This window comes from Gelidibacter sp., from assembly GCF_039916245.1.
In the GTDB taxonomy this organism is placed as follows: domain Bacteria; phylum Bacteroidota; class Bacteroidia; order Flavobacteriales; family Flavobacteriaceae; genus Gelidibacter.
The window spans coordinates 1-12,609 of sequence record NZ_JBDSLS010000186.1; the positions used below are offsets into that span (position 1 = coordinate 1).

14 protein-coding genes are annotated in these 12,609 nt (G+C 36.1%); 7 read left to right on the forward strand and 7 right to left on the reverse strand.

From position 1 onward, the window contains the following. The 3 genes from ABIQ28_RS10040 to ABIQ28_RS10050 form a co-directional block, all read right to left on the reverse strand. Positions 1–661, reverse strand: a 661-nt coding sequence (locus ABIQ28_RS10040) for an iron chelate uptake ABC transporter family permease subunit (protein WP_348036844.1), incomplete at its 3' end; no start/stop codon positions are given. A gap of 53 nt (positions 662–714) precedes the next feature. Then, positions 715–1,860, reverse strand: a complete 1,146-nt coding sequence (locus ABIQ28_RS10045; protein ID WP_348036846.1) for an ABC transporter substrate-binding protein — start codon at positions 1,858–1,860, stop codon at positions 715–717. A 182-nt stretch (positions 1,861–2,042) separates the two neighbouring features. Beyond that, positions 2,043–3,467, reverse strand: a complete 1,425-nt coding sequence (locus tag ABIQ28_RS10050; RefSeq protein ID WP_348036848.1) for a S41 family peptidase — start codon at positions 3,465–3,467, stop codon at positions 2,043–2,045. Between the two features lie 153 nt (positions 3,468–3,620). Here ABIQ28_RS10050 and ABIQ28_RS10055 point away from each other — a divergent pair, with 153 nt between their 5' ends. From ABIQ28_RS10055 to ABIQ28_RS10070, 4 genes are read left to right on the forward strand one after another with little or no spacing between them, the layout of a single operon-like run. Further along, the gene (locus tag ABIQ28_RS10055) at positions 3,621–4,130 is read left to right on the forward strand and encodes an RNA polymerase sigma factor (protein WP_348036850.1); all 510 of its coding nucleotides are present in this window, start codon (positions 3,621–3,623) and stop codon (positions 4,128–4,130) included. Continuing rightward, positions 4,117–4,614, forward strand: a complete 498-nt coding sequence (locus ABIQ28_RS10060) for a hypothetical protein (RefSeq protein WP_348036852.1) — start codon at positions 4,117–4,119, stop codon at positions 4,612–4,614. Before ABIQ28_RS10055 ends, ABIQ28_RS10060 begins: the two co-directional genes overlap by 14 nt. A 20-nt stretch (positions 4,615–4,634) precedes the next feature. Next, complete coding sequence (locus ABIQ28_RS10065; protein ID WP_348036854.1) at positions 4,635–5,261, forward strand: DUF4252 domain-containing protein; 627 nt, start codon at positions 4,635–4,637, stop codon at positions 5,259–5,261. Between the two features lie 2 nt (positions 5,262–5,263). Next, a complete protein-coding gene (locus ABIQ28_RS10070) occupies positions 5,264–5,809 on the forward strand; it encodes a DUF4252 domain-containing protein (protein ID WP_348036856.1) in 546 nt (181 codons plus the stop codon). A 337-nt stretch (positions 5,810–6,146) separates the two neighbouring features. Here the strand turns inward: ABIQ28_RS10070 and ABIQ28_RS10075 are convergent, their stop codons facing one another. Beyond that, positions 6,147–6,332 (reverse strand): hypothetical protein, encoded by a 186-nt coding sequence (locus tag ABIQ28_RS10075; protein ID WP_348036858.1) that lies wholly within the window; start codon positions 6,330–6,332, stop codon positions 6,147–6,149. A 3-nt stretch (positions 6,333–6,335) separates the two neighbouring features. Further along, entirely contained in the window at positions 6,336–7,679 is a 1,344-nt protein-coding gene (purB, locus tag ABIQ28_RS10080; protein ID WP_348036860.1) for an adenylosuccinate lyase, read from the reverse strand. Between the two features lie 402 nt (positions 7,680–8,081). Between purB and ABIQ28_RS10085 the strand changes: the two genes are divergently transcribed. Together ABIQ28_RS10085 and ABIQ28_RS10090 are read left to right on the forward strand one after the other, a co-directional pair. Then, a complete protein-coding gene (locus ABIQ28_RS10085) occupies positions 8,082–8,555 on the forward strand; it encodes a heme-binding domain-containing protein (RefSeq protein WP_348036862.1) in 474 nt (157 codons plus the stop codon). 65 nt (positions 8,556–8,620) lie between these two features. After that, positions 8,621–9,856, forward strand: a complete 1,236-nt coding sequence (locus ABIQ28_RS10090; protein WP_348036864.1) for a glycosyltransferase family 4 protein — start codon at positions 8,621–8,623, stop codon at positions 9,854–9,856. A gap of 28 nt (positions 9,857–9,884) precedes the next feature. Here ABIQ28_RS10090 and ABIQ28_RS10095 read toward each other — a convergent pair whose 3' ends face one another. Both ABIQ28_RS10095 and egtB read right to left on the reverse strand, forming a co-directional pair. After that, positions 9,885–10,832 carry an L-histidine N(alpha)-methyltransferase gene (locus ABIQ28_RS10095; protein ID WP_348036866.1) on the reverse strand — a complete coding sequence of 316 codons (948 nt, stop codon included), beginning with the start codon at positions 10,830–10,832 and terminating at the stop codon, positions 9,885–9,887. A gap of 78 nt (positions 10,833–10,910) precedes the next feature. After that, positions 10,911–12,059: an ergothioneine biosynthesis protein EgtB gene (gene egtB / locus ABIQ28_RS10100; RefSeq protein ID WP_348036868.1), complete on the reverse strand. Its 1,149-nt coding sequence runs from the start codon at positions 12,057–12,059 to the stop codon at positions 10,911–10,913. A gap of 350 nt (positions 12,060–12,409) precedes the next feature. Here egtB and ABIQ28_RS10105 point away from each other — a divergent pair. Further along, positions 12,410–12,609 (forward strand): ATP-binding cassette domain-containing protein (locus ABIQ28_RS10105; protein ID WP_348036870.1); only part of this gene is annotated, 200 nt, incomplete at its 3' end.

The window sequence follows — 12,609 nt, forward strand, 5'->3', positions numbered from 1 at the left end:
AACCCTTAATGGATACCATAGCCATTAAAATTCCAATGAGATAGATTAAAAAGAAAATAAAAAGCTCATACCATGATAAATTACCTAAACTTCCAAAGCCCCAAAAAACATACTGTTGCAATTGTTCCGCAGAGCTGAAGTAGGAGAGTACGCTGACCACAGCGGAGGTTATGCTTCCAAACATCAACCCAATAACCAAGATCGCCATTGTGTCACGCACTCTTGAGGACACAATCATGACGGCCAAGAGCACTAAAAAACTTCCCAAACTTGCGGCTATCACAATGCTCCATTTTGACATTAGTAATGAAGTCAGTACACCCCCAAAAAAGCCAGAACCTAAAATAACCAAGGCAACACCCAAACTAGCGCCTGAACTGATACCGAGAACAAATGGCCCTGCTAATGGATTCCGAAATAAGGTTTGCATTAACAACCCCGAAATACCTAATCCTGAACCAACTAAAATAGCGGTAAAAGCTTTTGGTAAACGGTAATTTTGAATGATGTATTGCCAGGATTCGTTATCAATTTTGCCAAATAAACCCTTGAAAATTTCCACTGTTGGAATTGAAACAGACCCCAAACTTATGTTCACGAAAAAAAATATGATGAGCAGCGCTATCAATATTAGAAAGGGATATGTGTATTTTTTTTCCATAATTTCAAGACCTGATAGGGTTTAAAAACCTGTCAGGTCTGATTCAAATGAGTTTATTCTAAACGTTTAAAAAAAGTAGGTGTATAATCTTCCAACAATTCTGGATGACATATTTTAATTAAATCTTTTAAAACCAAATCGGGTCGGGCCATTCCTGTTTCAAAATATAAAACGCCACCTGTTTCTCCTGTGGTATTGACAAAAGAATACACCTCTTTAGCTTGGAACGCTTTAAACTTAGTATAATGAGCATTTGCTTTTTTAATGGCTTCCAAACTTGAATAATACGAGGGACTGATCCAAATATCTGTATCTTTGGCCTTGTCAAAAACAACTTCAAAGTTGAGTGAAAGACTGCCTTGATCTGTGGTTTCACTCCAGAGATAATTGGCATTTGCATCTTTTAAAAGTTGGGCTTCAGGACTTGTGCCGCTTGGTAAATACCAAATGTCCTTATACATGGCACCACTTAAAACAGTTGGTTTTTTCGTGGCGTTTTGAGCAATCTTTTTAGCTTCTAAATAATCGGTTTCGATAGTTTTAAAAACAGCATCGGCTTCTTTCTCTTTGTTGTAAAGCACACCAAAAAACTTGATCCATTCTGCTTTTGCCAAAGGTGATTTTTCGACCCAGTCGCCATTATAAATCACTGGAATTCCTGCTTTCTGTATGTTGTCAAAGGTTTTGTTGTTGCCATCAATTCCAAAGCCGATAACTAATTCTGGTCTCAGTTCCAATAATACTTCGGTGTTGATGCTTTCGTTTTTGCCTAATTCCCTTACCGATCCTTTATCTATTAATGCTCTTGTTTTTTCAGAGGACACATATTTCAAATCAGGAAAACCCATCAAGGTATTTTCTTCATTCAACAATTCCAATGCAGGAATGTGAGTGGTAGAGGTCACTACTATTTTTTGAATGGGAATAATTATAACACCATCATAATCCCTTGTGTCTAATTTGATTTTGGATGCCATCTCGTTGCTTAGCAATAGATAACGAAAGGATTTGTCTGATTTAGGCCACGGGTTCTTGATTTCTAAAACCTTATAACCGTCATGATTTTCGATGGCAAAACCCTCTGCATATGAAATTGAGGACTTTTCATTAGTGGTCGATTGTAAATTTTGTTCTAAACCCTTGTTTTCTTTACAATTGATGAAAATTAAAAACAGGAGCAAAATTGATAATTGTTTCAAAATCTTATTTTTTTAATGTCAAAAGTAAGATTATTTAATGGAATCAAGACCCGAACTTCTCGAAGATTAGGGTTAGAAACAACCAGATTTAAAGGTCTTAATTCATTTAATAAATAAAAAAAGACGCAATCAGTATTTTGATTACGTCCTTTTCTTAGACAAATAATATTCATTTCTGTTTCTTATTCAACGATCATCATCCCATCATAAATTTTACTATCCACAGTACTCTCAAGAGGTTTTAAAATTTCTGTCGGCTGCGGCAACTGACGGGCAAAACTAGTAATATTATTGAGGGCCGCTGCCAAAAGCGGTTCGTTGACATCTCCCAACGTTCCTAGCGTTGAAGGAAATTCACCAATTTCAATATTAGGAGTTAATCCTGTTGGTGGAACAAGCCCTCCGTTTTTATCCACTGAGTTGGCAATTAATGGCAAGAGTATATAACTGTGGGCAGGATTAACATTGTTCGGTCCAAAGTCAGGGGAATCGTAAATAGGCATTGAAGCTTGGGTTTTCCCCCTAGTATTGAGACCTATTTGAACGACCTCTATATATGGTTTTAAACTGTTGATGATTAACTCACTTGCTGATGCCGATCCATTGGTAGTCAATACATATACCTTTTGTAAATTTAAACTGTTTAGTGCTGAACCGCCGTTTAGAGTATTTGTGAATTTGTAATCACTATTGAGTTCTTGGAGTTCTTCGTTATAAATCAATTTTGAAAACACCTGTCCATTAAATTGACCAGTAATCATACTTCCCAATAAAACGGCACTATTTACAGATCCACCTCCATTATATCTCAAGTCTAATACCAAATGTTGTGCGCCACCAGCTTTTAATTCTGCAAAAGCATTATTAAGTTGGGTATTATAATCTGCCGTAAATGAATTGTAAACCAAATAGCCGATTTTGACACCATTTATTTCAATCACTTTAGTAAGGTATACAGGATTCTCGTTGTAAACTTCTTTGGTTAGCTTGGCGCTTTCTGAAGTTGGTACGATAGTGTCATCTGAAGTTATAGGTGTGTTATTGGTATTATAGGTTGCAAAATTTAAGGTATAGCTATCGCTGTTTAAAAGTTGACTATAATTATCAACGGTCATTTGTGTACCATTTACGGCGTTGAATATTTGACCACGTTTCAAGCCCAAATTACTGGCTACACTATTATTAAGGACGATTTTGATGACGCCAAAAACCTTCGTGTTGCTACCAGGCTCTCTATATAATAGATACTCAAGACCATTACTTTTAAACACGCCACTTAACTGTTGCAAGAGCGCAATACCATCGGCTGCAATTATGCTAAAACGATCGACCACTTCTCTTTGATAGATCAAACTTTCAAATAGCTCTTCGGGAGTAGCATAGCTGTTTAAATAATTTGCATAGGCTTCATTTGATGTAAAACGATCATTGGCTAAATTTGGAATTTTGGATTTGTATAAATACACGGCGTTCATGGCTTTATATACAAAATCGTTGATTTCATTGACATTATTGTTGATAATAATGTCATCGTCCTTATCCTTAAAACAACTCGTGTTTAAACTAAATATAATACACGATAACAGGGCAATTTTTAAAATTCTCATAGGTTTTATTTCTTTTGATTAATAACTTGGTCGGTTATTAAGTTATAAATGTAATTACATTATTGTAAAATAAAAATTTATTGTAACAAAACCGAAACTGTTTCGTCGTAAGGATAGAAGCAGGTTTAACTCATCTGTTATAAACTAACCATAATGACACAAACTGATTTTATAAAACTGGTAATGCCTTTTAAAGATAAGGTCTTCCGGCTCGCAAAGCGGCTTTTGGTATCCAAGGAGGAAGCTGAAGACGCCACGCAGGAAATCTTAATGAAATTATGGAGCAACCAGAATAAAATTGGAGATTATAAAAATGTGGAAGCGTTTTCAATGACCATGACCAAGAATTTATGTTTGGACAGATTAAAATCCAAACAGGCACAAAATTTGAAGATTGTACACAGTAATTATCAAGACAATAATGTGTCCTTGCAGAAACAGGTTGAGCTCAATGACAGTGTCAACTGGGTTTCTAAAATCATGGAGCAGTTGCCAGAACAGCAAAAAATAATCGTCCAACTTCGGGATATTGAAGAATATGAATTTGAGGAAATTGCAAAGGTTTTGGAAATGAATGAGACCGCTGTGAGGGTTGCCTTATCAAGGGCAAGAAAAACGATAAGAGAACAATTAACTAATAAACATAGTTATGGCATTAAATAATATAGAACAGCTTTTAGAAAAGTACGATAACGCTGAAACAACTTTGGCGGAAGAAGCACAAATTCGCGCTTATTTTGAGCAAGAAGATGTGCCTGCACATTTGGAATCTTACAAAAAGTTATTCCAATATGTGTCGCATACCAAACAAGAACAGTTTACCAAAGACGTTCCATTACAACCTAAACGTACAATAGTGTACCGATGGATTTCTGTCGCAGCCGTAGCGGTTCTTATGTTGGGAGCCTATTTTCAAGTGAATCAAATGAATCAGAAAATTACTTTGGACGATTTGAGTCACGAACAATTGATGGCCTACAACCAAACGATGGAGGTGTTTAATCTAGTGTCTTCAAAGTTGAACCAAGGCACTGAAAATTTGGAGGCTTTAAATTTAGTGTCTTCTAAATTAAATGAAGGTGCTGAAAACTTGAACCATCTCAATGAATTTAACAAGGCAACAAACAAAATTATTAAAAACAAGTAACCTGATTAAATAAAGAAATTATGAAAAATGTAAATAATTTTAGCGCATATATCTGCAATAGAAGTAGCGCGAGTAAAAAGGTAATCATTTTATTGGCCATTATGATTGCGCCCATAGTGTCCTTTGGGCAGAGCTTTTTTGATAAATATGAATCCATGAAGGGTGTTACTTCAGGAGTTATAGGTCAAAAAATGTTTAAAATGATTGCGACGATAGATGTGGATCTCGATGATCCGGAAGCGCAAGGCTTTTTGAATATGGTCAAAAAAATTGAAAGTGTCAAAGTGTTGAGCACTGGAGATAAAAGTATTTCTGCAAGTTTGGCATCTGATACTGAAAAATATATCAGCAGTTCAAAATTGGATGAGTTAATGCGATTTAAAGATGGTAACCAAACGGTAAAATTTTATGTCAAGGAAGGGCGTGATGAAAATCATGTTAAGGAATTGTTGATGTACATCAATGGTTTGAAGGAACTGACTAAAGATTCCAAAATTGAAATCAATGGTGAAAAGAGAGATGTTGAAACCATTATCGTATCCATCATTGGAGATGTCGATTTGAGGGAGATTTCAAAAATCACCAGTAAAATGAATGTTCCTGGTGGTCAACATCTTGAAAAAGCAGGAAAAGCTAAAAAACAATAATTATGGTCTCATTAATCAAAAATCTGGCAGGAATGATTCTTTTGGTTGCAACACTTCACAGTTGCAACCAAGGAGTATCCTTACAACGTTATTATGTTGACAACCAAGAGCAGCCTAATTTTCTTTCGATAGATGTTCCCGTAAGTATGTTGAATCTTGACATCGCACAATTAAGTCAAGAGCAAAAGGATGCTTATAAATCCATTCAAAAGCTAAATATGTTGGCCTATAAAGTGAAAGCTGGTCAGGAAATGGACTATGAAACAGAATTGGCTAAAGTGAAAACTATTTTAAACGATCCAAAGTATGAGGAATTGATGCGTGGTGGTGATTCGGAAGTTGGACAGTTCAGTATCCGAATTTTGGGAGATGAAGATGATGTTGAGGAATTCATTCTGTTTGGCAACTCGGATGATAAAGGTTTTGCCGTGGTAAGAGTTTTAGGAAAAGATATGAATCCAAATCAAATTATGACCTTGTTTTCAGCACTGGATAAAGCAAATATTGACGATTCACAACTCAGTCAATTTACCGAGTTTTTCAAATAGAAATCTTGATATTAATTGTTTATGCAGAGGAAGTTATTGCCTTTTGTAGAATTGTAGATGTGATGGAGAAATTATTGCCGTGAACTTGTAATCTAAGTCGTTCAATCGAATTTATTAAATAATTAAAAATCGAATAACCTTGTATTTAAGATCATTGTTGTCCGATTGAAGTCGATTTCATTTTTCAAATTTTAGAGTCCATATTTTCAGTATTTTACGATTTGCGTCTTTGTTCTTGATTCTAAAAGCGAAGCGGCACCCACTGAGCTTGTCGAAGTGTCTTGATTCTTTTCTCAGACATTATTGATTTAAAATATCGAAACTCACCAAATAAGCGTTACGCTTTGTGGTGAGTTTCGTTTTTATATAAGATGATACCAATATAAATTACAATAGCAATAAATATTCCAAAGAGCAAAAACTTCACTATAAAATAATCGAGCACATCAAAAATACCGGCAATTAAAAAACCGAAGGCAATGATTCCTGTAAGTGCACGTGCAATGAAGTTAATTGAGGGCATCTTTTAAATCCCGGTATAATTACTAGGTGTAATTTGTTTAAGTTCTTCTTTAATTTCGTTTGAAACTTCTAAGGTATTAATGAAATCTGAAATCGATTTTTGATCAATTTTGGTATTTGTACGGGTTAAGCCTTTTAAGGCTTCATACGCATTTGGATACGCCTCTCTGCGTAAGATGGTTTGAATAGCTTCCGCAACAACGGCCCAGTTGTTTTCAAGATCTTCTTGAAATTTAGGTTCATTCAATACCAATTTATCTAAACCTTGCAAGGTGCTTTTAAAGCCAATAAGTGTATGTCCAAAAGGCACACCTACATTTCTTAATACCGTGCTGTCCGTTAAATCACGCTGCAAACGGGAGATAGGCAATTTCGCAGATAAATGTTCGAAAATCGCATTGGCGATTCCTAAATTGCCTTCGCTGTTTTCAAAATCGATCGGGTTGACTTTATGTGGCATTGCGCTACTGCCAACTTCTCCTTCTTTAATTTTTTGTTTGAAATAATCCATGGACACATACGTCCAAATATCTCTGTTTAAATCTATCAGGATGGTGTTGATGCGTTTGAGGTTGTCAAATAACGCCGCCATGTGGTCATAATGCTCAATTTGCGTTGTAGGAAATGAATGCTGCAAGCCTAATGTTCCTTGGACGAACTTCGTTCCGAAAGCTTTCCAATCAATAGACGGATATGCGACTTTATGAGCGTTGAAATTTCCAGTAGCACCGCCAAATTTTGCCGCGCTCGGGATAGCATTCAGCAAATTAAACTGCTCTTCCAAACGCACTGCAAAAACCTCAATTTCTTTTCCTAAGCGTGTTGGAGATGCTGGTTGTCCATGTGTACGTGCTAACATTGGTATGTTTGCCCAGGCTTTAGACAGCTCTTTTAGTTTGTTGACTACATTTATATATTCAGGAACATAAACATCGTTCATGGCTTCCTTAATGCTTAAGGGGATGGCCGTGTTATTAATGTCTTGTGAAGTCAATCCAAAATGGATAAACTCTTTATATGGCTGAAGATTGAGCTTGTCAAATTTAGCTTTAATAAAATATTCAACAGCTTTGACGTCGTGGTTGGTTACTTTTTCAATGTCTTTTATGGCAAGCGCATCATCGGTTGAAAACTTTGTGTAAATGGCTCTTAAATCATCAAATTTAGAAGTGTCAAAATCTTTGAGTTGCGGCAATGGAATTTCGCATAGAGCAATGAAATAATCGATTTCTACCTGAACTCGGTATTTGATCAGTGCTTCTTCTGAAAAATAATCTGCTAAAGCGCTGACCTTACTTCTATATCTCCCATCAATTGGGGATATGGCATTTAATGATGTTAATGACATTTATTGCGTTGTTTTGTTGTGTTAAAAGAAGTTGCAAAGATAAGAAAGAAAGTTAGAAGTTAGGAACTTGAAATTCAAATTGAAATTTAAATCAAAGTTGAACTTGCCTGACCGTCCGCCTGCTCGTCCGTAGCTTTAGCGGAGGTGGGTAGCTTTTGCGAAGACGGGAAATTGAAAATGAAGTTGAATCATCTGCAATCGGCTAAAGGCCAAATTCCATTTTTTTGTTTCACCCTTGTGTTGCTTCGATAGAAATAATATGCAAAAATCATAGCGTCGATTTAAACTGAGTTAGGATAACTTATTTGTTGTAAAAGCGAAATGCTCGCACCATTTAATTCAGAACTAAAGGGTCAAATATTCTCCCGTTTTTTCATACTTTTAGGTATGAATCTAGCTAAAATGAAAATTTTAAAAAAGTTACTTGTGGTATTTGCCATTATTATAGTTGTGGCCCAATTTTTTGGCCCTCAAAGAAATGAAGCTGATATGCTATCCTTTGAACCTTTTTTCAAGGATACTAATCCACCGGAAGATGTGGTTTATTTACTTAAAGAAACCTGTTTTGATTGCCACAGTAATGTGACGCGTTATCCATGGTATGCCAAAATTACCCCAGTCAATTATTGGATGGCATCTCATGTGGCCGATGGAAAAAAAGAGTTTAACATTTCCGCATGGAATGGTTACTCAATAAAGAAGAAAGATAAAAAATTCAAAGAACTTATCGAAATGGTTGAAAAGAAGGAAATGCCTTTAAAATCTTATACCTTTGCGCATTCAGAAGCAAAATTAAGCGATGCCCAGATTGCGGCTGTTGTGGATTGGGGTAAGAAAGTAAGATTGAAATATAGTTTGGCGCCAAAACCGGAGTAGGTTTCAGTCTTCAGTCTTCAGTCTTCAGTCTTCAGTCCTCGGTCATCCGTCAAAAAATACCATTCGTGTCAAATAACAAACTATTAATCATCGGTCATGTATGGCCAGAACCTAGAAGTTCCGCAGCAGGCGCTCGAATGATGCAGCTTATTGCAGCCTTTCAAAAGGAAGATTACGAAATCATTTTTGCGAGTGCTTGTGCCAAAAGTGATAATGCTTTCGACTTATCTGAAATTGACATCGTTCAGGCAAATATTGAGATGAACCATTCTAGTTTTGATCATTTTGTCAAGAGTTTTGGTCCAAATGTGGTGCTTTTTGATCGGTTTATGACGGAAGAGCAATTTGGATGGCGTGTTGCTGAACATTGCCCGAAGGCTTTAAGGCTCTTAGATACAGAAGATTTGCATAGCTTAAGAAAGGGAAGACATCAAGCTTTTAAAGATGGAAATGATTTTAGCGATGCTTATCTATTCAATGACGTCGCAAAACGCGAAGTGGCAAGCATATATCGGTGTGATGTGAGTTTGATCATTTCTGAAGTGGAAATGGATTTATTGAAGAAGGACTTTAAGGTGCCTGAGGATTTATTGTTCTATTTGCCATTTCAATGTGATCCAATTTCTGAAAGGACGATTCAAAACTTACCATCGTTTGACCAGCGCGACCATTTTATTACAATTGGCAATTTTCTGCATGAACCTAATTATGATGCTGCTTTATATTTAAAGGAAAGCATTTGGCCCTTGATAAGACAACAACTTCCAAAAGCTCAATTGTATATTTATGGGGCTTACGCTTCTCAGAAAGTGAATCAGTTGCATCATGAAGGCAGCGGATTTTTGATTAAAGGTTTTGCAGAAGATGTGCAGGCTGTGATGGCGACCGCAAAAGTATGTTTAGCGCCTTTGCGTTTTGGCGCTGGATTAAAGGGCAAGCTCGTTGATGCCATGCAAAACGGAACGCCTTGTGTAATGACTGCTATCGCTGCTGAAGGAATGTTTGGCAGTTTAGAGCCTAACGGTTTTATTGAAGATACTTCAGAAGAATTTGCTGAAAAAGCGATTTTACTTTATCAAAACGAATCGCTTTGGAAAGAAAAACAAAACAATGGTTTTAAAGTTCTAAATGAACGTTTTGATAAGACTTTTTTTCACGACCGATTATTTTCTAAAATAAATGAAATTATAGAACATCTGCAAAAACACCGACACCAGAACTTTACGGGGCAAATGTTACAACATCATCATTTTCAGTCTACTAAATATATGGGCAAATGGATAGAAGAGAAGAATAAATAAGGTTGATGCTATTCAAAAGTTTTATTCATCAGCATTTCTCCAAAATATAATCGGCAAAAAGATTTTGAGAATCGGTTAATCGGTCCATGATTTTTAGAGAAGAATGTGCTAAAATCCCATTCAAAATCTGGTCATTATATTTTCTGCTGGTTTCCATGTGTATTTTTTCGCCTTTTTTGAATCTAAAGGTTTTATCTAAACTTTTGATGGTAATAATTTGGTCTTTTTTGCTTACCAAAAAACTTCTGGCTATACCTTCTTCTTCGTCGTATTCTGGTTTGTGTTCAAAAGTGTCGGTCTCAAAATCAGCCTCCAACTCGTTGTTGATACGTGTTAATAAGTTTAGATTGAAGCGTTTCGTAATTCCTTGTGCGTCATTGTATGCAGGAAGCACAATGGATTTTGGTTTTATCAAGTCCACGCCAAGCACTATTTTATCGCCTGTTTTAAGATTATCATTTAATTTACTAATCAACTCCTTCGCCTTTTCATCGGAAAGATTGCCGATGTTTGAACCTAAAAACAATACAATAATCGAATATTCGGAGGCTTTTAAATCGGCTAAAACATGAAAGTAATCGCCTTGTTTGGGATTGATTTTTACCGTTGGTAATTCTTGGTTAATCGAAACTTTTAAATGTTTCAGGGCGTTTTCTGAAATATCAATCGGTACATATCTAAAATTATAATCCTGATGATCCAGTGCTTTTAAAAGTTGTTTCGTTTTTGTGCCATCGCCAGCGCCCAATTCCACCAGTTTAAAAAATGGTGTTTTATGCAGTTGTAAAGCATTGATAAGTTCCTGCGTTTGATTTTTAAATATCTCAAGTTCTGCATTCGTAAGATAGTACTCTGGCATGTTCATAATTTCTACAAACAGCGCATCGCCGATTTCATCATAAAAATACTTGGAGGGTAAAGTTTTGTTGGTGGCACTTAAACCAAGATCGATGTCTTTTTGAAAATTCCTGTTCATTGTTTAGCTGTTTTTTTGGAATTTTGAATTTCTATTTTTTTTAAATTTATTACATCAAGTGCTCTGCACCGAGGTAGTTTATTTAGCAAGTCTGATTCCTGAAAACTGCCATTGCATTTGCGGATGGTAAAAATTCCGATACGTATTTCGGCTGTGATTTGGCGCCGTAATACTGGAGGCTCCTCGCAAAACCATCTGATTGATCATAAATTTACCATTGTATTCGCCAACGGCACCTTTGGCGGTTTTAAATTTGGGATAGGGAAGGTAAGCACTATTCGTTAATTCCCAATGTGTGCCCCAGTTGAGTTGATTTGAAGCCACTTCCCATTCAAATTCCGTAGGCAAACGATAACCTTTCCACTGCGCAAATGCCGAGGCCTCATAAAATGAAATATGGGTTAAAATAGCATTTTTGTCAATTGGTTCCAGGCCAGATAAGGTGTAATGCTGCCATTGATTATCGACATGCGTCCAATATAATGGATGTTCTAGGCGATTGGTATTGACCCAAAACCACCCTTCATCTAACCAGAACTCAGGTTTTTTATAACCATCATCAATTATAAATGCCATAAAATCCCCGTAAGTCACAAGTCCACTGCAAATTTCAAAAGATTCCACAAACACACGATGTGCGCCCAATTCATTATCAAAACAAAAATCGTCTGTAGTATGACCAATGCTATAAATACCTTCAGGAATTTTTAACCAATCGGTAGATTTATTAAAATGATGGACATGATTGTTTTCAAATAGTTTTGGACATAGCGGATTTAAAGATAGGGTGTACTTAATATCTGTAATTAACAACTCCTGATGCTGTTGTTCGTGGTTGATTCCCAAAACACCCAAAGTTATGATGTTTTCATCAGTGGTTGACTCCAGTAGATTTATCATCGCTTGATCCACGTAAGCTCTAAACTCGTAAATTTTTTCAACTTTAGGCCGTGTCAATAGACCTCTATTTTGCCGTTCAATACGTTCGCCAATACTGTTGTAATAACTGTTGAAAAGGAATCCGAAATCGTCATCAAAAACCTTATAACCGAGAACATTATTTTTGAGAATCATCTCTTCAAAAAACCAGGTTACATGGGCGATATGCCATTTTGGAGGACTTGAGAATATGGCAGATTGCGGTGTGTAATCCTCAATTTGTAAAGGTTTGCACAGGGTTTCTGTGCGTTGGCGTGTTTCAATATAGCGTTGGGTAAGTGCTTTCATGGTTACTATAAAGATACTAAGGATTTTACGGAATTAAACTGAAGATATGGATAGGAGTATCTTTTCTATCGAATGGGATATAATAAAATAGGAGGTTGCAATTTGGGAGGGTTTGGCATAAGTATGTGGTTGGTGGGGATGAGGCATTAGGCATGAGGTATTAGTGAGTTGTTTAAATAATTGGGATTAAATGTATTTTTTATTGTAGCTGACTACCAACTACCAACTACTAACTACCAACTGAAGACTGCTGACTGCCAACTGAAGACTGTCGACTGATTTTTTATTTGAAATTTTAAATTGATCGCATATCAAAATATATTATAGTTTTGCAACTCTAAAATAAAACTATGATTTCAGTCGATAATTTAGCTGTAGAGTTTGGTGGAACGGCCTTGTTTAGTGAGGTATCGTTTACCATAAATGAAAATGATAAAATAGCCCTAATGGGTAAAAATGGTGCGGGAAAATCGACAATGATGAAAATTATTGCGGGCGAACAAAAGCCAACTAAAGGCCATGTGCGTTTTCCAAAGGATGCTGTCATTGC